We start from the raw sequence: 23,526 nt of genomic DNA, 5'->3' as shown, positions 1-23,526 counted from the left end.
AGGATCCATCTTTCCTTTTAGGAAGCTGTAAATCTGCCGTTGTGTGGTGAAGAGAATAAGAAAGCGCATTCATGCAGAGGCTTCTTTTAGATGAGAGTGAATTGTACTAAAAATACTATAATGGTACACGCGGTACAAAAAAGGTATTTAAAATCGCACGATAGTGCGATTTTAAATACTTCACTTTTTCGTATTCGATTGAAGCAAACCGTATACGATGATATCCGCCATTGCGGATAATGCATCGGCATTCGTGATGTTGTTCTCTGAAAGGAAACGGAAACTAAACAGGTCGTCGGCTACGCGGGCAAGGATTTGCTTAAGGACTTTTATATTCACAAGACGAAGTGTTTGGTTCTCCGTGTTCTGAATAATGAAATCGACTAGGCGACCTTGCTGTTTTTCACGGAATTCTTCGGCGTAGTGCCATTCATCAGGATAATAATAACGGAGATCGTCATAAATACTGTAATTGCTGATTGAACCGAAAAGTTTAGGCGCGATCTTTATCAAAGCCTCGATCTTTTCCGGCACTGACATTTCCGTGTCGTTATAGATTTGGTCCTCCTGCTTTTGTATGTCTTCAAGTGCGGCAAGAATGATGTTGTGAACGAGTTCGTTTTTCGAAGAAAAATGTTCGTACAGGGATGTCTTGCTAAGATTGAGACGTTTGGCCAGATTGCTCATGGTAAATTTGACGCCGCGGCTGTTGATTTCATCAAATGCCCCCATGAGAATACGATTGCGCATGGTGAAATTCCCTCCAACTCTTGTACCGAAAAAACAAAAGCGGTACATAACGATTTAGTCTAGAATATAGCAGGATTCTTCCTGTGTCAATATGCTTTTGAAATGGAAAATTGGTATTGACTTTTCGTCAGAGTTCTCGATATTATTAACTTGTACCAGTTGTACTATTTTTGATTTATCGGTACAGAGTAAAAGGTCCGATCGAAAGAATCGACAGGGAGAAAGTCTTTTTCGGAAGGAAGAAAGGGACGATTGTAATGTTTGAAAAGAGAAATGACAATATAATGGCGGACAGTCGCCATGCGGAAGGCTTGTTTATCGAGTGGAGCGGCAATCTTATCAAGGCCATGGATGCACATTTTGCGGCTACAATGAGAAAAATCAAGCGTACCCAGGCTGTTCGCGAGTGGTTTCAAGAATTCTGTCACGGATTCGAAGAGGATGGATATGAGAACGAGGAAAAGACCTTATACACGTATGATCATTCCTTCCGAGTTGCGGAACTGGCCTTGGTGTTGGCAGATGCGATGGGATTGGAACGGACATTGAAGGAGCATGTCCATAAGGGAGCTTGTCTGCATGATATCGGCAAACTGGGCGTTTCCAGCAATATTCTTGAAAAGGATGGAAGATTGACGGCGGAGGAAGTATCGTTGATTCGCATGCATCCGGAAATCGGGGAGAGTATCATCAGTAAATTCAAGGACTTGTGCCTTTTTTCGGATATAGTGCGTAATCACCATGAACGCTACGATGGTGGCGGTTATCCGGATAAGTTGAAGGGAATCGATATTCCTTATCTGGCAAGGATCGTGACGATCGCGGACTCTTTCGATGCCATGATTGGGCCGCGGAGTTATCGTAGATCGCTTTCTGCAAGAGAAGCTCAGCGGGAGATAAAGGAAGGTGCGGGAGGGCAATTCGATCCGGAAATCGTGGCTGTCTTTAACGCGGTGCTGCATAAGCTGATGAAAGGATAAGAGTGTGCTGAAGGAAAAAAAGGATCGAGAGGGATGTCGTCTGCGTTGCTGTAAAAATATGAAGTTGAGATCAAACATTATGCTGTATGTTTTGATCCTGGCGCTGTCGATCGGCGGCCTGGCAGGAAACATTGATCATGGCGTGAGTGGCAGAGAAGGACAATCGGATGCGGCTTATGATAAAGAATGGCGCCTCATCCTGTTGATCAATGAAATTCGTGTGCATCATCAAGCGGGCAAAGCTCTTGTCCAAGAAGTGCTGAATCCGGCTGACCGGGAAACGGAATGGGAAAATGAGATGGTGGATGAGATAAAAGGACATGGTGAGGCGGCGGAGCGGCTCTGGCAAGCTTACAAAGAAGCTCCGCTGACAGAGTTTGAAAAAAGTAGAATCCCGCTTTATGAGATGGAAGTAAGCTTGTATCGTGCAGCCGAAGAAGAAGCGGTTGCGCGGGGGTTGGGCGGACGGAAACAAGAGGCGTACGCCCTTTTTGCAAGGCAGGCCGTCTTGCACCTGAACGAAGCAAATATCGTTCTGGCTGATTTGGCAGATTTGAACATGCGTCAAAGCGAAGTGGGGAAGAAAGAAACGGAAAAAGAAGGGATTTATTCTTTCATGCCTGAGGGAGCGGCCCGCGTTTTCCGTCAGGGATATGCAAGTCTCAACGATTGCGTATACGAAAAAAAGAAAAGTTGAAGTAAGAGTCGGGGGAAGATGCAATGAATGAAGTCGATGAAAAAAAGAAACGGTTAATGAATAAAACACAAGCGGATTACGGAAAAGAAAACGCTCGTGAAGCGTACGGGAAGAGTATCTTTGGGATGGGGCAGAACGTTGCGAAAGAGCAGGATATGCTGCTGACGGGATGCATTGAAAATCTTTGGCAAGGCGCTACGATGAATATTATGACGCTGTTTGATTTTGACTGTAAAGAAGGAACGAAGGGAAACGGAGAGGCTCTGAAAAATAAGATGGGTGGGAGAGCTTTTGAAAGACGCTGATTTTGCCTTGAATTCCAGTAGGTATCGGATCAAGAATGCGGCGGAAGCCTTATTTGCCAGGAAAGGATATGGCGGAGTGACGGTGAAGGAAATTTCCGATGCCGCCAGCGTCAACATTGCAGCGATTTCATATTATTTTGGCGGCAAAGAGAGTCTGTACACCTTTATATTACGAATGCATGCGAAGAACCTGGAAGAGGCCCTGCAGACAATACAAGAAACGGATGCAGCTTCTTTGGAAAAGATACATTTGTTTGCGGAGCGGATTTTGAGCATTCGCCAGGACAATCCGAACTTTAACGGCATTTTAAGCTTTGCGCTGATCAGCCAGGAGTGTGGAGAAATCGTAGAAGAAGTAGTCGGCAAAATCAAGGACTTCCTGGAGGAATGCTTAACAGAGGCGATCGGGGCAGGCGAGTGCAACCTCGTTGTCCGTCCGCATCTCATTGACATTTTGACGCATAACACCCTATCGAACTTCAGCATGTGTGAACCGTATAATTTTTTTTCAGAGGTTGATATATTTTCTTTAACCGATATGTGAGAGCGTTCTAATCGGCAAAGTTTGAGCATGAAAATGTTAGAGATAGAGATTGAAATGTGGGGAGCGTACTTTATTCTAAAGAAGAATGCGCTTCTATTATGTTTTGCGGTAAGAGATAAGAACACAACGCAGTAATTGTGAAAAGGGAGGAACTAACGCAATGATGCACAAACTAGCGCTTTTAGCACTGCTTTTATTGCTAACGTTACCCAATCAGGCTTTTGCCAATCCAGCGGAAGAATACAAAGAATCATTACATACCTATTTAGCTGCGGCATCTTGCATGGCGGCTTACCAGGGACGTAACGGAAATGTGATGTTTACGGCGCTTGAACAAGAGGGATGGATGTTGCAGGCATACCAAAAAAGTAATGTTGCAGTTGATGCAAAGTTTTTTCTGATGCGAACGACAGGGAAAGATGGTTTGCCGGATTATTTGTTGGCGGTAGCCGGAACCGAAAGTGCAAAAGACATTGGGGCCGATTTACGGTGGGGGAAAATTCCCTATGGTGGTAGGACGAGAGACGAGTTTGATGCGTACAGCCAACGAATCGATTTGCCTCAAGAGTCTCCAAAGGTGCACAAAGGCTTTCATCAATATGTGCAATCAATGTTAGCGCTTAATGATGAAGCGCAGAAGGATAAGCGAAGTCTCATTGAGCGTCTGCGTAGTGAACCGAATGCAAAATTATTGATCGTCGGTCATAGTTTGGGCGGCGCGGCGGCGATGCTGCTCGGCGCGCGTATTGTAGATATGGGATTTCCAGTGGAAAAATTGAAGATTATTACGTTCGGAGCACCGCCAGTCGGCAACGCTGCGTTTGCCAAAACAGAAAACGGAAAATTGCAAGTGGTACGTTATATTAATCGAGGTGATCCGATTCCTTATTCGCTAGTCAAGATCGTCGGCGGCTATCAGCATTTTGGCACGGAAGCGGAGTGGGCTGTACCACGAAGCATCACAGAACATCCTCATTCGATTGCGGCCTATTTAGATTATGCATTGAAAAACTATTATGACAAGCGGCAAGCGCTTGAGAAAGCGACGAAACAAGAGGTTAGTCTACAAGGTGTATATACTCCTTACTTGAAAGCAAAAGGTTTCGTTGCGCCTTTGCAAAAAGAACTCCCAGCGGAGCTGGAAAGTGAATTTTATTACATGAACCGCATTGTGCAAGATCAATATTGGAGGATGTTTGCAGAGCACAGACGTTCTGATGAAAATGCGTCGTTCAGTGATCTTGTGCAACAAGCGAAGCTGCAGAAATGTGATGTTTTGTTGTTGCCGAAAGTAACGGCAAAACGAGTGAGGACGGAAGAAAGGCAGTATTATTTGACGTTGCAGTTGACTGTGTATCGTGTTGCAGATGAAAATTTGATTGGCGATTTCGCTTACGGCAGTAATACGAAAGAATTTACGCCAGTTGAAGCGTTGTTGCATAATGCGCGCAGCATGGCGCAGGATTCTGCCAACTGGTTACATACGCCAATTCAAGGGAAATAAATTTCGGTAATGGCTTTCTTATTTCGGCCAAGAATTAGCGGAAAAGCTATTCCCGTGCGTAAGAGGTGAGTAAGAAACGAGGTCAACGGAGTTTAAAGAATCCGTTGACCTCTCTTTTATTGCGTTTGGATTAGTAGTGCTTTAAATTATTTCCTTGATTATAAAAGATAATTATTCTTATTGAATAATTGAGTCTGGTGTGATACTGTGTAAATAAATTCGTTGGAGGTGATGGGTATGACAGATAAAGAATTTTTAGAATTGCTAATGTCATATAAGGCCGGTACGGTTCCGTTGCGGAATGTCGGATTGGCATTGGCGAAGAATCAATTCGGTCATGAATACATAGCGTTGGCAAATAATATTTTGACTGCCGAAAGGGAACAAAGAACAGCGAGCCGACCGGAGACGAGCTCGCCAGGCTTGAAAAAACTGGTCTTGGCCGATTGCAAGATCTGATGTTTACGGAACCGGCAACGAAAATAGAGGGTATAGAAAAATCGCTTATTGTAGGACAACTACGCTAGGCGATTTTTTTATGCGAAGCGCGTATCGTTTTCGGTATCCCAACTAGGCGATGGAAAAAGTAAGAGAATAGAGCTGTCTTTCAAACGATAGAGCTATGGTGAAACGTATAACGAGACAGTAAGCGAATTAAGAAGGAGAGGCGTGATTTAAAGGTGATTGGCAAAATATGGAGAAAGATTATATAAGAGAATCTAAAGACCGATCAAGTGAATGCTAGGCGCTGGGATGTAAGGTAAGGCGGTGAAGACAATGTTTGGCAAGAAAGCTCTAAGGCTGCTGCTGTTGCTCATGCTGTCGCTTGCGCTTTCTCCCGTTCACTCTTTTGCGGCGGCCTGGGCGGACGTTGTTTATGATGCTGAAGTACCGGTTAAAACGCGGGAAAATGTGGCCAGTGCCATCGACACAACCGCCGACTTACTCGGCAAATACAAAATCGTGCTGCCCAAAGACATTAAAGTCGTCGTGACAGCCGATCTCGAAAGCTACATCCAAGCCTATATGTTTTATTCGAACGTCACACGGCTACAGGCCGAGGAATACTGCAAAAATACCGGCGGGGTAAGTCTGAGGGCTAAGCCTGTCGTCATTGTTCGGGGTACGCCCTTGTTTATGAATTCCAGGGAGGAAGTATACCGGACCGTGCCGCACGAAATTTTCCATCAAGTGCAGTTTCAGTACGGCAGAGTCGGTACTGCCGTGGCCTGGCTGACCGAAGGGACGCCTGAAATGTTCCGCTTCATCGCACAGGAAGCCGCCGGGTATGGAAAAGTGGAGGATTACCTCCACCGGACGGAAAATATAATCCGCAAAGCGCCCGGACTTCCGGACGCGCGTGAATTTATCGACTATAAGAGATTTCAGGCGTTACGCAATCAGCAAGGCTATCCCGTCTACGAAATGTCGGTGCTTATGACGGCTCGTTTAATCCAAGACAATGGTTTTGAGAACGTCATTTTCTTTTACCAGCTGCTTCACAACGGCTCCGCTCCCGACAAAGCGTTTATCACCGCCTTTAGAGTACCGATGTCATGGTTTTTAACCGATATGAATGCCTACTTCGAAACGTTGCGGAACGGGAAATAGTCTAACCTAGCGTTTTCCGGCTATTCTTTATCGCAAAGGAGGATTTGTATGAAAGCGAATCGCATCAGAGTTTTCATTGCGCTGCTGCTCGTACTGCTCTTTATGGCGGGGGGAACGGCTTGGGCTGCAGAAAGCTGGGTGAGCGATCCGGCCAGCGGTTGCAAAATCGGCTGGGTGTCCGACTTTTATACATTGAGTGCAGCCAGTTGGTCCGGCCCGGTGGTCGATGGCAAAGCGGAAGGGAAAGGAATTTTAACGCTGACCGCCCATGGCAAAGACGGCAAGGACAAACAGGGACGGGGTGAGGTAGAGTTTTCCGCCGGTTTACTCGAGGGCAAGGCCTCCATCAAGTGGGCGGACGGTGATTCCTATGAGGGATTTTACCGAAAGGGCTTGAAGGAAGGTACAGGCATTTACTATTTTTCCAGCAACGGTTCAACTTATGAAGGCGAATGGAAAAACGGCGAGCCGAATGGGCAAGGCATACAGAAAGATGCCAATGGAAAAGTGATGTACGAGGGCGAATGGAAAAACGGAGAGCCGGTGGCAGCTCCGCTCAAGGCGGATAAAATTCTTGGCATTCCTTGGGGTGCATCGGAGGAACAGGCGAAGAGCATCATGAAGCAGCGCCCCAATACGAAAAATGTTCCGTACTTCAACTTTAAAGCAAAAGACAATGTCAGCGGGCAATGCTATAGCGGCCCGTTCGGCGATTTCAACAATCCGTTTATTTTTGTCGTCTTCTATCAGGATAAGATGTACCGTGTGATGCTTTACGAATACTGCAAGGAAGACAAGGTGATGCCGCTGTTCACTGCTGTGAAAAATGGCTTGACGGAACGTTACGGAACGCCAAATTCTGATACGGGAAAATATCTCGATGAGGTCGCATGGTGGAATCTTGGCGGCGGCTATAACGTGGTGGTATGGATCGAGAAAAATGACGGCGCAGATTGGATTGAAAAATCACAAAGGGATGCGGGCTTCGCATTTAAGGTCAAAATCGTCTATCAGCATCAGGCGACAGACGATTTGATACAGAAGATGAGAAAACCTAATGCAGGTAAGGATTATTGACTGCGAAAAATGGGTAAATACATGAGCCTGTTGCAGATACATGGGGAGATCGAAAGATATGCCTTGTATTCAGCACACTAAATCAAATTGTAAAACGCTTCGTGATGAAAGTCATGAAGCGTTTTACAATTTGATGATGATGTTTGAAGTGTTCAGGAGGCGTCAGAGATTGGCAGAATCAATAGCATAAAAAAGGAATCAACTCAGTCGTTGTCAAACTTTAAAGTGATCGGATTAGAGATGGAGGCTTATCTATGGATTTGGCGGAAGCAAAATTTTTGAAGAAGGCTATTATTCGTGGTGGGGTACATATGTATAAGGCTTCCGATGCAGTTGAAATAATTTCAATGTGTGAACAAAATAGATGGGCAATATTGGGGATTGACTCATTCATAGTTACAAAATATCAAACACGGCCTCTTATGAATCATACGTTGGATTGCAGTATTGCTAGAAATGAAAATGGCTATTGGTACGAGGCAAAACAGTTTGTTAATGACCGTGTTAATCGCGGCTATTACTTTGAAATCATTTATGATATGCGAGGAAAGTAAAATTGAAAGATGTTGGTAGGCCAACAGAGGTAAGATGAAGATTCGGGAAAATAGGAAAAAGAGAGAAGTTGTATTATCTGATAAGTGGAGAATTGGTGAAGTTATTTTACAAGAAAAGTGTGAAATGTGAAGTCATTTTCTGATCTGCTCGATAAATATGATTGTGATTTCTGTCCCAATTGCAACGAATGGGTAGGTCATAGTTGTGGAGATTCAGGTTGTCCTTTTTGCAGTAATCGTCCTGAAACTCCACTTTGTGAATTCTACAAATAAAGGAAATAGAAACGTGACATACTTTCTGAGGTATGCTAGGAGATGATATGTTGAATGACTTGACGAATATTTTGTATGAAATTAAAGAAAAGCCAGGAATGTACATAGGATATAAATCACTGACTGCCTTGGCTGATTTTTTAAATGGATATCTGTATGCTAAACGTGAAGATGGAATAAAAATAGACTTTTTACCTGGATTTAATGCGTGGATCGCAGAAAAGTATTCTATAAAATCTTCCCACGATTGGAGTAGAATAATATCGTTTTTTCATCTTTCACAAGAAGTCGCATTTGATAAGTTTTATGAGCATCTTGAGGAATTTTTAGCGGAAAAAGAAGCGAGCGTTTAATGAGTTTTATAAATAAGGTGAATTCTTAGAGGCATACCTATAACAAGACTTTTGGTGAAGGTAATAATTGTCCCTGCGAGGCTTTGATTTTAAGGAGCGTGATTCAACAATGAAGATAGGATTCGTTGCGTTGGAAACATTTGTTCCAACTAAGAAATATCTTGAATGGAGTAAACTGTTTCAGGTTGAAGAGGTTGTCTCTCTTGATTGTGCCTTGTGCCCTCGGATTGTTAGAGAGTTGCCTGAAGATGATAATGGTGAATATCAGCATGAATATGGGGAAGTCTTCACTGATATTTTCAGTAATTTAGATTGGCTTTTGAATAAGACGAGAGATCTTGAAGATAAGCAAATCTTGGCAGTAGTAAAAGAACCAAAAGAAGACTGCGCAAGATCGATTCACCTTGAAGGCTTTCAATTCTGCGGATATGACTTGGTTGAAGATGCTACAAGAATCAGTGCGCTAACAAACTGTGGCGGCTTTGATAAAGCATTTTTAGCATCGGATCTTTCACGATATGGATTAATCGAAGATTTTGCGAAAGCAAAAGAGATACAAATACGACTACGAGAGTATTACCCTAATGAGGAGCATGCAGATACTACACGCTGGGCTATTTGGAAGATGTTCATTAAATAAATGTAAAATAAAGATATCTCAAAAAGTAGTCTAGCGAGGTCAACGGACAGCAAAAATCCATTGACCTCGTTTTTTATTCCGGCGGCCATGCTGCTTTTTGCGGTGCAAAGGTGGAGCGGTATTGCGCGAGCGCAAATTTCTTTGCCAGGCCGCGCGTGCTCATGGAGCGGATCGAGCCGAAGACCGGCTGCTTGAACCAGGGGCGGTCATGTACGCCGCCGATGCTCCAGGCGATGCCGGCATAGCCGTTTGGATCGCGGCCGTCGAGCGAATAGCGGTCATTCAGATGAATGGCAATCGCGAGCGCCGTTTCGGCGGAATCGCTCCATTCGAGGATTTTTTTCGCCCAGTACATGCGCAGATAACCGTGCATCTTGCCGCTCGAGACGAGTTCTTGTTGCGCGGCGTTCCAGTATTCGTCGTGCGTTGCGCCCGCTTCGAACTGCGCGGCCGTATAAAGATAGGGGCGCGGCGTACGACTTTCTCTGGCGTGCGACGCTTGCGCCCAGGCGGGAAAGGCGCTGCAGGACGCATAATCCGGCGTGTAAAAGCAAAAGTTGTCCGATAGCTCGCGCCGGATGAAGAATTGTTCCAGTGCGGTTTCATGTGCGGCGTCGAGCTGCGGCGCGGCGAGCAGACGTTTGACGACCGTTTGCGCCGAAAGCTGGCCGAAGTGCAAATAAGGCGACAGGTTGGATTGGCCGTCTTGGGTCGGATCGTTGCGTGCTTTGTCATATTGCGCCAGCACTTGCTGCAGAAAATAATCCATGACGCGCAGCGCGGCGCTCGTACCCGGCGTCAGCCAATCGACCGGAGCGACGGAGGCGTCAAGTTGCGGCCTTAAGCGTGTCAATGTGTCGGCGGCCGAGAACGGCGGGCAGTCCGCAGGATAGGGATCGGGCTGAATGCGCAGCGGAGGATAGGGTTCAAGAAATTGGGCCAGTTGGCGCATCAGTTTGGGTCGCAGCGTACGTGCGGCATATTCGCGTTTATCGGAGGCCTGCCAGCAGGGCACGATGTTGTGTGCGTCGACGATGCTGCAAGCGATGTCGCTGCGCTGCATGACCTCGGCTTGCCAGCGGCGTTTGAGCGACAACGGATCAAAATCGAAAATCAGATGGGCAGCCTTGTGCTCGCGCAGCCAGTGCGGCAATAAATCGCTAGGATCTCCTTTCAGTAGATAAAAAGGAATATTGTGAGCAAGAAGCGTTGCGGCTGTTTCTTCCAGGCCGCGCAGCATGAAGTCGAAGTGACGTAAGGGCGCGTCGGCAAACGAGGCGTCGAGGCAGAAGACGACATAGAGAGGGGTGCCGCTTACGAGCGCCAGTTCCTGCGCTGCCAGCAGCGCCCAGTTGTCAAGCGCGCGTTGGTCGCGGCTCATCCAATAAACGACGGGACCGGCTCCGTTTGGACTTGCTTTGTAGTGGTGCATACGCAGTGGATGCATGATCAAATTCCGCCTTTCATAAAGAAATTCGGCGCTCGGGAAAAGTCCTCACATTAGCGCGATACAATACGGTAAAAAAGCCAGGGTGCACCGAGCGTAATCCAAAGAGTAGCCAGAAAATAGCGGATATAGCGGAAGAAAAAATAATAATCCGCGCCTTCTTTAGGAAATGCGCTCGTAAGGCCGAGCCAAAGCGCTAAAAGAACAAGTGTGCCAATAAGTATTCGCAGGAACAGTTGTCGGTAATTACTTTCAGGCAGCGTGCAACTTGCAGGAAGGCAGCGCTGTTGCACGAGCAAACCGAGCCACAGTCCGGAGAACGCAGCCGCAACCGAGATGCTTTCCTTGCCGGGATGGACGGCCAATAAAAGCAGCGGGACGGTTATGGCGAGAAAGAAACGCAGTGGAAAGGAAAAGGTTGCTAAACGGGAAAGGATAAACGGTTCCAGTTTGGCAAAGGCGAATAGGAGCAGCGCGCCGAGCAGCCAGCCGGCCAATACGTCGCCGATGAAATGCACGCCCAGATAGATGCGCGAAAAGCCGATAAGCAAAACCAGAAACACGCCGGAAAACCATAGATAGCGCTTTTGCGTCAGATGGGCCAGCGCGAGCCAAAATACCAGCCCGGTCTGTGCATGGTTGCTGGGAAAGCTGTAGCCGTCGGCATGAACAAGCTTTACCTCCGGAAGAAAATAAAACGGCCGCGGTTCCTGCACCCAGTCTTTGATGGTAATGTTAAAATAATGCGAGATCAGTACCAGGCAAGTCAGTCGTATGCCGAGGCGAAAATCGAGACACCAGAAGATGAGAGGCAGCGCCAACAGATAAAAACCCTCTTCGCCTAGCAGGGTAGCTGTTTTAAAAAAAATATCCAGCAACGGAGTGCGAAACTGCTGGATAAATAAGGTGACGTCGAGACCATAGGAGATCAGATCATTCATTTTTGCCTCCTGCGCTTTGAACTGGAGCGTAATGGCCAATGATTGGCAATAAAAGTATACATAAACGTTTATTCCACTCGTTCGAGTGAAACCCTCTTACCATATTTCAAGGCAAGAAAAACGAGATCAATGGAAAAGCCGCTGATCTCGTTTTTCGTTTACAGCGTAATAAATGCAACCGGGTCGCACGCGAAGCGGTGCGTGTTTCGTTGTACTGTTGAAGTTGAGGATGTCACAGCAGGCTTTTGACGAACGGTTCATGTGCTTAAGGGAGCCTTTAACGAAACGTTAATAATATCATAATTTCTTGTTGGCATAAGTATGATATTGTCATTACATAGGCGGCGATGACGTTGCATTAACTTCTGGCAGGAAGGAAGAGTAAAACTATATATTGGGCAAACTTACTGAAAGGTAAGGACGCAAAGCTATGGGTCTAAGGACGGTCGGTCTATGATTGCCAGGTTTCCCTTGAAAAAGGTATTGGAAACTCGGGCATCTGTCGGAGTTTTTATTGTTTACTTTTAAAAATGAAGGAGATAAGACTATGTCGATTAAAGCAAAGACAGTTACGTTGTTGTTACTTTCCCTTCTCATAACCGGGCTCATCGTCAGCGGATCCGGCTTGTACGTACTCTATGGAAAAACGCTGGCCAATACGCAGGCGAATATGAAAGGGCAGGCTACGCAGGCGGCAGATGGGGTCGGCGAATTGTTCTCCTCTTTTTCAAGAAGCGGAAAATTCTATGCGGAAGATGCGGATCTTAAGTCGGGTGATTTTTCCCGCATCCAAGCGAAGATGAATACATATTTTGCCGCGACATGGGGCGTCGACCGTTTGGTCTTTATCAATTCACAGGGCGTGCGCTTTGCAGCAGCGCCGTATGATGCAAAAGGCATAGGCGGCAGTGTGGCTGACCGGGATTTCTTCAAAGACACAATGAAGGAACAGAAGATGCAGGTCAGTGAGGTGCTGCTGAACCGGGTAACCGGAATGCCGTCGGTGGTTGTCACGCAGCCCGTCAAGACGGAGGACGGGAAAATGGCAGGCTTTGTTGCGCAGTCGATCTCGCTTGAAACGTTGCAAAACTTCCTGGCGCAGGTAAAAGTCGGCGAAAATGGAACGGCGTCCATCGTTGCGCAAGACGGAACGTTATTAGCGCATACGAAGCAGGAAGTGATCAAAGAGCAGAAGAAGGTGCCCGACGATGTGCTGCGCTCCTTGCTGGACAATGCGGGAAAAGGAATTTCTTATCTGGACTTTGAGGGAAGGGATTCGCTGGCGTTGGCGATACCGGTCAAGAATACAAAGTGGCTGGTTCTGGTCAGCATACCGATGAAGGACATCAAAAGTGAATTCTATGCGAGTCTGATCAGTATGTTCCTTGCGCTCTTGACGGCGCTCGTCATTGTCGGAGTCGTGGCCTGGTTCTTCCTTATCCGCCTGCTAAAGCCGATCGAGGAAATTGCCGCGCAAGTCGCAAAGATTGGCGAAGGCGATTTGTCGGTAAACATTGCCTCGACGGCGCAGGATGAAATAGGAAGGCTGGCGCGATCCCTGTCCGGCGCGATCGGGAACTTCAGGGACATCATCAGCAAGGTGCAGGAGGCGAGCGAGACCGTAAACGCATCGTCCGAAGAACTTACGGCAAGTACGGAGCAATTGTCGCAGGCTGCCGATCAAGTGGTGACGGCAATCGCCGATGTGGCGAAAGGAACGTCAGAGCAAGTCGAGGCAGTAGACAGTACGATGCAGATCGTGGAACAAATGTCGGCGGGACTGCAGCAAATTGCCGCCAATACTTCTCATGCTTCCGCAGCGGCGGAGAAAACGTCCAATACCGCACTAGAAGGCGGAGAGATTGTCCGAAAAGTTACAAGCCAGATGGCGAGCATTGAGATGTCGGTGACGCATTCAGCCAATGTAGTGGCTAAGCTTGGTGAGCGTTCGAAAGAGATCGGACAGATCATTGATACGATCGCGGGCATAGCCGGACAAACCAATCTGCTAGCGCTGAACGCTGCGATTGAAGCAGCCCGCGCCGGAGAACAGGGACGCGGTTTTGCGGTGGTAGCGGAAGAGGTTCGAAAACTTGCGGAGCAGTCGCAAAATGCTGCGAAAGAGATTACGGCTTTAATTGGCGATATTCAGCAGGATACGAATCGGGCGGTAACGGCAATGGGCGAAGGTACGAGTGAAGTGAAGAAAGGCAGCGAAGTTGCGCAGGCGGCGGGCCGGTCGTTTAACGAGATTGCCGCGCTGATCACAGAGGTATCCGATCAAATTCGCGATATTTCCGCGGCCATTGAACAGATGGCCAGCGGCAGCCAGCAAATCGTCTCTTCGGTAAAGGAAATTACGGCAATCAGCAAAAATGTCACCGGGCAAGCGCAGCTGGTATCCTCCGCTACCGAAGAACAAACGGCATCGATCCAGGAAATCGCTTCTTCCAGTAACGGACTTTCTCAAATGGCAGGACATTTGCATGATATCGTGTCCAAGTTCAAGATTTAAAGCAGTTTTGCAAAGGCAGCAATAAGAAATGGGAGGATGAAAGATGTCAAATGTAGGTTTGCGTATTTTTCCAAACATTAGTCGGCCGCACCAAGCTCTGATCGAAGGCTTTTCAGGAATCCCGGTAGCGAATATAGCCGATAATATGAACCGGACGTCTTGTATGGATGCCAAAATTCGCCCGATCAATGATGTGCCGCTGCTAGGCCCGGCTTTCACGGTCAAGGTGCGTCCGGGCGATAATCTGATGTTGCATCGAGCGCTTGATCTTGCCAAAGCGGGCGATATTCTGGTCGTGGATGCCCAGGGCGACCTCTCGAATGCCATTATGGGAGAACTCATGGCGTTGTGGGCGAAGCAAAGAGGGATCGGCGGTCTGATCATTGACGGCGCGATCCGTGATCTCGGCGCGCTGAAAAAAATGGCCTTGCCGATCTATGCCGCAGGGGTGACTCCGGCCGGTCCTTATAAGGACGGTCCGGGTGAGATCAATGTTGCCGTTGCCTGCGGCGGCGTGGTGGTTCAGCCAGGAGATATCATCGTTGGCGACGAAGATGGTATTGTCGTCATTAATCCGCGCGATGCAGAAGAATTACTGGAAAAGTCGCGCAGTAAATCGCGTGCGGAAAGCCAGGTCATGCAGGAGATCGCCAATCTGTCCTGGGATCGCACTTGGGTGGAACGCGATCTGGCAAACCGGGGTGCGGTAGTTGAAAAGGAAAAGCGGAATTTCCCCCGCGTTGCGATCAACGAGCCTGTGGAAATTTTGCTAAAAGAAGCAGAACAGCCAATCGAAGCTACGGCGATTAATATCAGTGCGCTGGGAATACTGCTGCAATCAGAAGCGGAGTTGGAGCTTAATTCGCTCTTTCGCTTGCATCTGCCGAAGCAGTTAGGCGAGATGCATGTCGAGGCAAGAGTGATTTGGCGGCAGAAGCATTACTTCGGTTGCGACTTCGTGGATTTGTCGGCGGAGTTACGCGGGACGTTGGAGGATGTGGTTTCTGCTTATTTGTGGCTCGAATTGGCGCAGTGAGTGGAGCGGAAGGGAATGGGGCGTGAGGGGAGTGAGTTTGAATTTTGCGAGTCGAGATTGCTGCAATAAACGATTGGCTGGGGAAAAGGATGTTCGTAGTGGTATTAACGGCACTTGTGACCGGATATATTTTAAAGGTGCCGGATAGCGGCATCGTCCGCTTTCTGCTTGTTGCCTTGTTTGCTTATATGACGTTCGTTACCTCGCTTGGTACCAGTCTGAAGAGCTTTTTCAAGGTGCTGGCAAAACCGTGGATTCCGCTTTGGGCCTTGCTGCTAATTCATCTGGTTACGCCATTGACCGCTTGGCTTTTAGGCAGTTTGTTCTATGCGGACTCGCCGCAAATACAGCTGGGCCTCTTGGTGGGAGCGGCGATTCCGGTTGGCGTTACGTCGATCATCTGGACAGCCATCGCCAAGGGAAACATACAAATCACGCTCGTGGCGGTTACGCTGGATACTCTGATTGTCCCGGTGCTGTTGCCCGCTTATTATCAGATCGTGGTGGGACAGTCGGTGGCGATCCATTATATTTCACTTGTTGTACAGCTGCTTTTGATGGTGACCATTCCCAGCATCCTAGGGATGCTGCTTTATGACTGGAGCGACGGTAAAACCGCCAAGTTTTCCCGTGGCGCGGGCGGTTTCAGTTCGAAGCTGGCCTTGTTTACGATCATGGTGTTAAATGCCTCGTTGGTCGCGCCGGATTTTAACTGGTCATTGGAAACCATAAAATTAATGGGCGTAGTGTTGGCGATGGTGATAGCGGGCTATGTTCTTGGCTATATCGGTTCCTTATGCATAACCAAATGCCCGCAGGATGTGAAAATGGCGATGATTTATAGCGTCGGCATGCGCAATATCAGCTGCGGACTTGTCATTGCGGTCACGTATTTTCCGCCGGCGGTAGCGGTGCCGATTATTTTGGGGATGATCTTCCAGCAGCCAAGCGCCGCGGTGATTCCGAATATCTTCAAATATCTTGCTGAAAGAAAGAATAGAGGCAAACGAGTGCAGCCGCTTAGCGAGAACATCAGTTAAAGATCTGCAGAGTCATTAGTCTGCTACGATAAAAAGCCTTCCGACGAATCGATCGGGAGGCTTTAGCTATTTTTCATGCTTCGCATCGAAAGCGATCTTGATGTATAATTACGGTGATCGATCCGCAGCGGATTGCAGAAGGCGAAAAACTGCAAACTCGATGGCAGGTCTGTTTGGGAAAGGAGTCTTTACGTGACCATTAATAATGAAAAACAAGAAGAAAAGCAGGCGGCAGAGCTTCTTCCGCTCGAAGGAAACGAACGTCAGGAAGGCGTAGAGGAAGCTTTAGACGCAGCGGAGCCGGAAGAAGAGCCGAAGAAAAAGAGCTCGAAGTGGAAATGGCTTGGCGCAGGCGCGTTGGCCGTTATTTTTAAATTCAGCAAGGTCGTGGCGCTTTTGAAATGGGCGTTTGTCTTTTTGAAGCTGGGCAAGTTTTTTACGACCGGCTTTTCGATGCTTGTCATGATTGCCGCGTATGCGTTCATGTTCGGCTGGTGGTATGCGGTCGGCATTGTTGTGCTGCTCTTCGTGCATGAGCTCGGGCACTTGATCGCGTCGCGGCGGCTGGGCCTTGAAACGGGCTTGCCGGTATTTATACCGTTTGTCGGCGCTTTCATCAAGATGAAACAGGAACCGCAGGATGCGAAAACGGAAGCGATCGTGGGCATTGGCGGGCCGGTACTCGGCTTAGTTGGCGCGTTTCTTTGCTATGGCATCGGTCTGCTCTTGCAGTCGCCGCTTCTTTATGCGGTCGCCTATTTTGGCTTTTTTATCACGGTCTTCAATATGATCCCGGCGCATCCGCTCGACGGCGGACGCATCGTGACCGCGGTTTCGCCGTATATGTGGCTGGTCGGAATCCCTGTGATAGCAGGCTTGTCGCTGTGGTATTTCAATCCGATTGCGATTTTGATTTCGCTCTTGGCGATACAAAAGGCGTGGAAAACGTGGAAAGACAGAAACAATCCCTATTATGCAACCGATGCTGCCTTTCGTTTCAAAATGGGATTGGCTTATTTTCTCGTCTTGGGATTATCGGCCTATTATTCTTTTGCGGTTCATGAATTGCTTGGCGTAAGGTAAGACGCTATTTTATTTGTGCCCCTCCTTTTTTATGGAGGGGTCAGTTTTTAATTTTGTATGGGCGCAATACGGATCGATAAGTATATCAGTAAAAAACGAAAGGGTTCGACAAGGAAACGATCGAGGATGCTTGGCGCGACGGGGAGGTTGTGTAAGAAAAATGAGAAGCATTGCTGTGGTAACTAATAAAAAAAATTCGCCGTTAGGCGCGTTTTTAAAAAGCAATCTTGAAAGCGTGTTTGCGGGGTATATCGAGATCAATGTCTATGCTTTTGCCGAATTGCATTCGGATGACATTCTTGAGGATGATCTTGTCCTAGTGATGCTGAATGATAAGGCGCTGGAAATAAAAAAACATATTTCCGCTGCGCAGCCTATTGTCGTCGTACAAAGAACGACGCGTGAGAGTGAAGTTTTTAAATTGCTCGCTATTCCGACGGAGAGCAAAGTATTGGTCGTTAACGATTGTCTGGAAACCACGTTCGAAATGGTAGCGTTGTTATATAAGTTAGGCGTAAATCATGTGAAATTCGTTCCTTACGAAGAGGAGAAGGAATACAAAGATATTAACTTTGCCGTAACGCCCGGCGCTGCGCACCGTGTTCCGGATGCTATTGAACACGTTATTGATATGGGGCACCGTTATATTGATGTTGCGACATTCATTGAAATCATCAATAAGCTGGCGATTACGGAAGAAGAAGTTAGTCGACGGTTGCTGCAATACTGCGACAGCATTGTTGTTTTGGACGGCGGAATAAAGAAACAATATAAAGAGATCGTTGCCAAGAATACGGAACTTAGTACGGTTATTAATTTGTCGCAGGAAGGCGTTTTGCTGCTTAACGCTGCGGGAGACGTCAGCCTCTACAATAACAGCCTGGCTCGCATGCTCGATATAGAGGAAGCGAACGGTTGCGTGAAAAACGGAGCGACGATGCCGTCTGTGATTATGAATGCGATCAGACAACTGGAAATGAAAGATGAAATCATAGAATATAAAGGGAAAACGTTGGTGGTTAATCGGAAAAAATTGGAGTGCTTTGGCGAAACAACCGGCAACTATTATAATTTTCAAGAGGTAACGTACATAAAACAACTCGAACAAAATTTGACAAGAAAACTGCGCGATAAAGGGCTGGTTGCCCGCTATAGTTTTGCGGATATTCAAACGAATTCAGCGAAAATGAAAACTTGCATTGAACTTGCCCGCAAGATTGCGCAGTCGGAAATGACAATTTTGATTACCGGAGAAAGCGGTACCGGAAAAGAGCTTTTGGCGCAATCGATTCACAATGCGTCAGCGCGTGCCAAGCAGCCGTTCGTTGCTTTCAACTGCGCAGCGGTACCGGAAAGCTTGTTGGAGAGCGAACTGTTTGGTTATGAAAGAGGCAGTTTTACCGGCGGTTTAAAAGAAGGCAAGCTAGGCTTATTTGAACAGGCTAACAATGGTACCGTGTTTCTGGATGAAATTGGCGACATGTCGTATGAGATGCAGGCGAAATTGCTCAGGGTATTGCAGGAACGTCAGGTCATGCGCATCGGTTCACAGAGCGTCGTCAATATTAACATACGGGTGATTGCAGCAACGAACAGTGATATTCGTAAAAAAATACGCTTGGAGCAGTTTCGCGAAGATCTGTATTATCGCTTGAATGTATTGCCTTTGGTGATTCCGCCGCTACGCGAACGCCGGGAAGATATTATCTATCTGCTGGAATATTTTCTGCACGATAAATACGGAAAAAAACTGTCGGTGGATGTAAACGCGCGCGAGCTTTTAATGAAATACCGCTGGCCGGGCAATATCAGGGAACTGGATAATGTCGCGTCCTATCTTTCCTTCATGGCGGAAAGCATGGTTAAGGGAGACGATCTGCCGTACTATATTCTTCAGTCCGAGGAAAACTACGAGCAGGAATTACAGGTTTTAACCGCTAAAGGCCTTTGGGATAAAGGGCGGGACGTATTGCAGGTCATCGCGGACTTTGGCGCGCTGGATATGGGGGCCGGAAGAAAAAGCATTGATGAAGCTTTGAAGAACAGGGGCATACGTTTGACGGAAGGTGAAATCCGGCGGGAGCTTGCATTGTTAGGTGAACTGGAACTGATCAAGACCAGCATTGGACGGCGCGGCAGCGAAATTACGTTTAAAGGAAAGTCTTTTTTAAACTGGGTGGGAAATAGGGTGAAATAGAAGCTTCTTTTTCCTGTTTAAATGGCGTTCTTTAAAAAATGAAAGAGCGCAATCGTAAAAAGCAGCGGCGTATACCGGGTAACCGGTAGTCTCGCTGCTTTTTTGATCGCTTGGCACAAAACTTGCGATAAGCAGTAGCTAAAGATACGATGCATAGGAGGGGCCAAAAGTGGGGAAGAAACCGGTTATAGGTATTTTGTCCAATTTGCTTATTACGGAGCAAGGCATGTTTCCCGGTATGAAACGAAGCTATGTGAATCATGATTATGTGCAGGCGATTACGCTGGCAGGAGCGATACCCGTCATGCTGCCGGTGATCAGTGATGAAGAAGGCATTCGGCAACAACTGGAGCGAGTGGATGGCGTTTTGCTGTCGGGCGGCTATGATATAAACCCGCTTTATTATGGCGAAGAACCCTGCAAAGAACTGGGCTTTATCTTGCCGGAAGTCGATGAGCACCAACTGGCCGCCGTGCGAATTGCTGTAGAGTTAGGCAAACCGATGCTCGGCATCTGCAAAGGAATGCAGGTGCTAAATGTGGCTTTTGGCGGAAGCTTGCATCAGGATTTGCTGCAAATTCCGACATCGATTAAGCACAGTCAAAAAGCGCAGCGTCATGTTGCTTCGCATACGGTTCAGGTGATGCAAGATACGATCCTGTCCAGTATTTTCGGCAAGGAGAGCATTCTGACGAATAGTTTTCATCATCAGGCGATTAAGGCTGTTGCGCCAGGCTTCGTTGTCAGCGGCATGACGGCAGACGGCGTCGTCGAAGCGATAGAGACGGCCACGGCTCCATTTATGCTGGGCGTTCAATGGCATCCGGAAATGATGGCGGAAAAGAGTACGGATATGTTGAACTTGTTTACGCGTTTTGTCGCCGCATCGGCAGCGATAAGCTGAGAAGAGAAATTTCGGGCAGGCGATAATCGTCTTCGAGAGAAAGCGGCTGCTGTGCATAAAAAGCAAGGGGAGTGAAGCGTGCATGTCAGATAATAACAAGAAAAAATTCGGGTTCTGGAGTATCGTATTATTAGGCATCAACAGTGTGATCGGCTCAGGGATATTCTTGTTGCCGGGCAAGGCGATGGATCTGGTTGGACCGGGAAGTATTTTTGTTTACGTGTTTATGGCGTTTGTCACGATGGCGATTGCCTTATGCTATGCGGAGTGTTCCAGCAAATTTAACCGCTATGGCTCTTCCTATGTTTATGCACGGGAAGCGTTCGGCGAATTTGTCGGCTTTCAGGTGGGCATCATGGGCTGGGCTACCGGCATCATTGGCTGGGCGGTCATGGCCGTTGGCTTCGTTACCGCGTTGAGCGCGGTCTGGCCGGCTGCGATGCAAGAGCCGTATCGCACCATTCTTATTGTCGGCATTCAGGGTGGTCTGGGAATCTTAAATTTATTCGGCGTCAAGGTAATGAAATATACCAGCAATTTGGTGACAGTCGGCAAATTAGTACCGTTGGTGCTCTTTATTCTTTGCGGCATATTCTTTATCAAAGGCAGCAACTTTGAACCGCTGTTTTTGCCGGACGTTGGTACGGAAAGCATTGGCGCGGCGTCTCTTGTGATCTTCTATGCTTTTACTGGATTTGCGGCTATGGCCAGTGCGGCGCCCGATATGGAAAATCCGCAAAAGAACATACCGCGCGCGATTTTGGTGGTTATGGGATCGGTTTCCGTCGTATACTTTTTAGTTCAAACGGTTTGCGTCGGCGTAATGGGACCGGCTCTGGCGAAAAGCAGTGCGCCGGTTGCGCAGGCAGCCGGGGTATTCTTCGGTTCGTACGGCATGTGGTTGGTTACAATCGGAAGTCTGGTTTCCATCGGCGGCATCAACGTTTCTACGTCCTTTGTCGCGCCGCGCGCCGGCGTCTCTATGGCGGAGGACGGGCTGCTGCCGCGCAAACTGGGAGAAATGAGCCGTTTCGGCACGCCGTATATGTCGATTATCATCACGGTGATGCTGACGATGCCGCTCGCGTTGACAGGCTCGTTTATCCAACTGGTCGCCATCAGTATGATTTCGCGTTTTGCGCAGTATATGTCGACGTGTTTAGCGGTCCTCGTATTACGTAAAAAGCGGCCTGATTTAACCGGAACGTTTAGAATTCCGTTTGGCCCTGTCGTCCCATTTGCCGCGGTTTGCATTACGCTATGGATGGCGACAAAAACGACAGCGACGCAATTGATTTGGGGTTTGGGAGCGCTGGGCATCGGCGTTGTCGTGTTTGCGGCGATGAAGTATTTTGTCAAAAAAGAGAGCGATGTAAAAGAGGTACTGGAAAATCAGTTGGATTAATTTATGCTGAAAACAGAAATAAGAAGGAAGCGCAAAACGAAAAGCGAATTCCAATCAGGGTGTGCAGGTAATTATTCTATATAACCAGAGAAAAGGGGGCATCTCACATGATTTCCGGAAGAACGTTTGTCAAAACGGCCAAAGCGGCCGCTTTACTGGTGGCGCTGCAGTGCGGCATGGGCGGCGCGGCACAGGCGGCGACGCTTACGCAGGAGGAAGCGCTTGCCGTTCATAAGCGGGCGACGATCGTCGATACGCACAATGATACGATGATGAAGGTTATCGACAAGAATACCTGGCTGCCGCTCGTCAATATCAGGGAAGCTACGTCGTTTCATATTGATATACCCAAACTGGAGCAAGGCGGCCTGAACGTTCCGTTTTTTGCCGCGTATACGGCGCCTTATCTTAGCACGGACAATAAAGTGGATTATACATTGACCAACAGCCGGATTCTTGCACTGATCAGTGCACTGCATTGGACGGTAAACAACAATAGCGATAAAATGGGCCTGGCCCGTTCTGTGGCCGAGGTTGAAAGTTTGCTGCAGGCGAAAAAGATTGCAGCAGTGGCGAGCATCGAAGGCGCGTACTCGCTCAAGGCGGATAACGGTATCGAACTGCTTCGCCAGTATAACGACCTGGGCGTACGGGCGATTGTTTTTACGCATAACTATTCCAATGACTTGGGCGAGGGCATAAATAATGCGTACAAGGATGGCACAGCTTCGCAGGGCGGTCTGACCGAACTCGGTAAAACGGCAGTGCAGGAAATGAATCGCCTGGGTATGATCATCGACGTATCGCATTTGAATGAAGCCACGTTTTGGGGCGTTGTGCAAACGACGAACGCTCCGATCATTGCCAGCCATTCCGGCGCTTATGCGCTAAAGGATCATGTGAGAAATCTGAAGGATGATCAAATTCGCGCGATCGCAAAAACGGGCGGCGTCGTCAATATTCCATATTGGAAGGCTTTAATTGCCGCCGGTGAAAAAGTGGATTGTAGCCAGATGGTCGATCACATTGATTATGTGGTAAAAGTGGCCGGCGTGGATCATGTGGGCCTCGGTTCCGATTTCGACGGTGCGCCGATGCTGAGCGACCTCGAAGATTGCTCGGCCTTGCCCAAAATCACACTGGAGTTGGCCAAACGCGGCTATACGCAAAGTGATATCGAAAAAATCCTCGGCGGAAATTCGCTGCGGGTGATGAAAGACGTATGGCATCGGGCGGACGCAAAAAATAGAGCAGACGCTCCTGTCGTTACGCCTGCCCTTCAAATGGGCGAAGTGATTGCCACTCCCTTGCCGCTCTTGAGCGCAAAAATAGATGCGGGTAAGGGAGCGACGTTGAAAGATGCCGGGATCAAAGTCATCATAGACGGCAAAATCTATAAACCGGCTTACAATAAGGCAACAGGCGTTGTACAGTTCCAGGTGACGGAATCGTTAGCGACGAATTACCATGTCGTAACCTTTGAAGCGGAAAATGACCGTGGGCAGGTAAGCCGTGAGGCGAGAACATTTTACGTGCAATAAAGAGTAACAGAGAGAGAGTAGGCTTCCGTTTATTGCGGAAGCCTACTCTACTAAAAAAGAGGTCGTGCGGTTTTAAAATGAAGTGTTGGTAAAAGGTTTGACAGAATTAGAGTAACAGTATATGATTAA

At 47.8% G+C, this 23,526-nt stretch carries 22 protein-coding genes and 1 riboswitch; of the genes, 19 read left to right on the top strand and 3 right to left on the bottom strand.

Annotated features, from left to right (window positions below; genetic code table 11):
- Positions 1-180: 180 nt before the first annotated feature.
- Positions 181-750: a TetR/AcrR family transcriptional regulator gene (locus tag QTL79_RS02515; RefSeq protein ID WP_346353363.1), complete on the bottom strand. Its 570-nt coding sequence runs from the start codon at positions 748-750 to the stop codon at positions 181-183.
- Positions 751-1,007: 257 nt separating this feature from the next.
- Between QTL79_RS02515 and QTL79_RS02510 the strand changes: the two genes are divergently transcribed.
- From QTL79_RS02510 to QTL79_RS02460, 11 genes are all read left to right on the top strand, one after another.
- The gene (locus tag QTL79_RS02510; RefSeq protein ID WP_346353362.1) at positions 1,008-1,730 is read left to right on the top strand and encodes an HD-GYP domain-containing protein; all 723 of its coding nucleotides are present in this window, start codon (positions 1,008-1,010) and stop codon (positions 1,728-1,730) included.
- A 58-nt stretch (positions 1,731-1,788) separates the two neighbouring features.
- Entirely contained in the window at positions 1,789-2,427 is a 639-nt protein-coding gene (locus QTL79_RS02505) for an MCP four helix bundle domain-containing protein (RefSeq protein WP_346353361.1), read from the top strand.
- Between the two features lie 23 nt (positions 2,428-2,450).
- Entirely contained in the window at positions 2,451-2,732 is a 282-nt protein-coding gene (locus QTL79_RS02500) for a hypothetical protein (RefSeq protein WP_346353360.1), read from the top strand.
- The gene (locus QTL79_RS02495; RefSeq protein ID WP_346353359.1) at positions 2,719-3,276 is read left to right on the top strand and encodes a TetR/AcrR family transcriptional regulator; all 558 of its coding nucleotides are present in this window, start codon (positions 2,719-2,721) and stop codon (positions 3,274-3,276) included. Before QTL79_RS02500 ends, QTL79_RS02495 begins: the two co-directional genes overlap by 14 nt.
- A 160-nt stretch (positions 3,277-3,436) precedes the next feature.
- Positions 3,437-4,780 (top strand): lipase family protein, encoded by a 1,344-nt coding sequence (locus tag QTL79_RS02490; protein ID WP_346353358.1) that lies wholly within the window; start codon positions 3,437-3,439, stop codon positions 4,778-4,780.
- Positions 4,781-5,017: 237 nt separating this feature from the next.
- Positions 5,018-5,239: a hypothetical protein gene (locus QTL79_RS02485; protein WP_346353357.1), complete on the top strand. Its 222-nt coding sequence runs from the start codon at positions 5,018-5,020 to the stop codon at positions 5,237-5,239.
- Positions 5,240-5,557: 318 nt separating this feature from the next.
- Positions 5,558-6,391, top strand: coding sequence for a hypothetical protein (locus QTL79_RS02480; RefSeq protein ID WP_346353356.1), 834 nt, complete (start codon positions 5,558-5,560; stop codon positions 6,389-6,391).
- A 48-nt stretch (positions 6,392-6,439) separates the two neighbouring features.
- On the top strand, positions 6,440-7,468 hold the full coding sequence (locus QTL79_RS02475) for an MORN repeat-containing protein (protein ID WP_346353355.1): 1,029 nt from the start codon (positions 6,440-6,442) through the stop codon (positions 7,466-7,468).
- A gap of 254 nt (positions 7,469-7,722) precedes the next feature.
- Positions 7,723-8,022, top strand: a complete 300-nt coding sequence (locus tag QTL79_RS02470; protein ID WP_346353354.1) for a hypothetical protein — start codon at positions 7,723-7,725, stop codon at positions 8,020-8,022.
- Between the two features lie 320 nt (positions 8,023-8,342).
- Complete coding sequence (locus tag QTL79_RS02465; RefSeq protein WP_346353353.1) at positions 8,343-8,648, top strand: hypothetical protein; 306 nt, start codon at positions 8,343-8,345, stop codon at positions 8,646-8,648.
- Between the two features lie 109 nt (positions 8,649-8,757).
- Positions 8,758-9,288, top strand: a complete 531-nt coding sequence (locus QTL79_RS02460; RefSeq protein ID WP_346353352.1) for a hypothetical protein — start codon at positions 8,758-8,760, stop codon at positions 9,286-9,288.
- 73 nt (positions 9,289-9,361) lie between these two features.
- On the opposite strand, the gene QTL79_RS02455 is transcribed toward QTL79_RS02460, so the two are convergent.
- Together QTL79_RS02455 and QTL79_RS02450 are read right to left on the bottom strand one after the other, a co-directional pair.
- Positions 9,362-10,735 carry a deoxyribodipyrimidine photo-lyase gene (locus QTL79_RS02455; protein ID WP_346353351.1) on the bottom strand — a complete coding sequence of 458 codons (1,374 nt, stop codon included), beginning with the start codon at positions 10,733-10,735 and terminating at the stop codon, positions 9,362-9,364.
- Between the two features lie 53 nt (positions 10,736-10,788).
- Positions 10,789-11,676, bottom strand: coding sequence for a phosphatase PAP2 family protein (locus QTL79_RS02450; protein ID WP_346353350.1), 888 nt, complete (start codon positions 11,674-11,676; stop codon positions 10,789-10,791).
- A 387-nt stretch (positions 11,677-12,063) separates the two neighbouring features.
- Positions 12,064-12,149, top strand: a riboswitch (cyclic di-GMP riboswitch).
- A 74-nt stretch (positions 12,150-12,223) separates the two neighbouring features.
- On the opposite strand from QTL79_RS02450, the gene QTL79_RS02445 reads away from it, so the two are divergent.
- From QTL79_RS02445 to QTL79_RS02410, 8 genes are all read left to right on the top strand, one after another.
- The gene (locus tag QTL79_RS02445; protein WP_346353349.1) at positions 12,224-14,191 is read left to right on the top strand and encodes a methyl-accepting chemotaxis protein; all 1,968 of its coding nucleotides are present in this window, start codon (positions 12,224-12,226) and stop codon (positions 14,189-14,191) included.
- A 43-nt stretch (positions 14,192-14,234) separates the two neighbouring features.
- Positions 14,235-15,227 (top strand): RraA family protein, encoded by a 993-nt coding sequence (locus QTL79_RS02440; protein WP_346353348.1) that lies wholly within the window; start codon positions 14,235-14,237, stop codon positions 15,225-15,227.
- A gap of 89 nt (positions 15,228-15,316) precedes the next feature.
- Complete coding sequence (locus QTL79_RS02435) at positions 15,317-16,267, top strand: bile acid:sodium symporter family protein (protein WP_346353625.1); 951 nt, start codon at positions 15,317-15,319, stop codon at positions 16,265-16,267.
- 192 nt (positions 16,268-16,459) lie between these two features.
- Positions 16,460-17,350 (top strand): site-2 protease family protein, encoded by an 891-nt coding sequence (locus QTL79_RS02430; RefSeq protein ID WP_346353347.1) that lies wholly within the window; start codon positions 16,460-16,462, stop codon positions 17,348-17,350.
- Between the two features lie 160 nt (positions 17,351-17,510).
- On the top strand, positions 17,511-19,547 hold the full coding sequence (locus tag QTL79_RS02425) for a sigma-54 interaction domain-containing protein (RefSeq protein ID WP_346353346.1): 2,037 nt from the start codon (positions 17,511-17,513) through the stop codon (positions 19,545-19,547).
- 169 nt (positions 19,548-19,716) lie between these two features.
- Positions 19,717-20,451: a gamma-glutamyl-gamma-aminobutyrate hydrolase family protein gene (locus QTL79_RS02420; RefSeq protein ID WP_346353345.1), complete on the top strand. Its 735-nt coding sequence runs from the start codon at positions 19,717-19,719 to the stop codon at positions 20,449-20,451.
- A gap of 82 nt (positions 20,452-20,533) precedes the next feature.
- Positions 20,534-21,856 (top strand): APC family permease, encoded by a 1,323-nt coding sequence (locus tag QTL79_RS02415; RefSeq protein ID WP_346353344.1) that lies wholly within the window; start codon positions 20,534-20,536, stop codon positions 21,854-21,856.
- A 107-nt stretch (positions 21,857-21,963) separates the two neighbouring features.
- Positions 21,964-23,397 (top strand): dipeptidase, encoded by a 1,434-nt coding sequence (locus QTL79_RS02410; RefSeq protein ID WP_346353343.1) that lies wholly within the window; start codon positions 21,964-21,966, stop codon positions 23,395-23,397.
- The last annotated feature ends 129 nt before the right edge of the window (positions 23,398-23,526 follow it).

Origin of the sequence: Azotosporobacter soli (genome assembly GCF_030542965.1) — a bacterium.
In the GTDB taxonomy this organism is placed as follows: Bacteria; Bacillota; Negativicutes; order SG130; family SG130; genus Azotosporobacter; species Azotosporobacter soli.
This window is presented reverse-complemented; position numbering and strand designations above follow the sequence as displayed.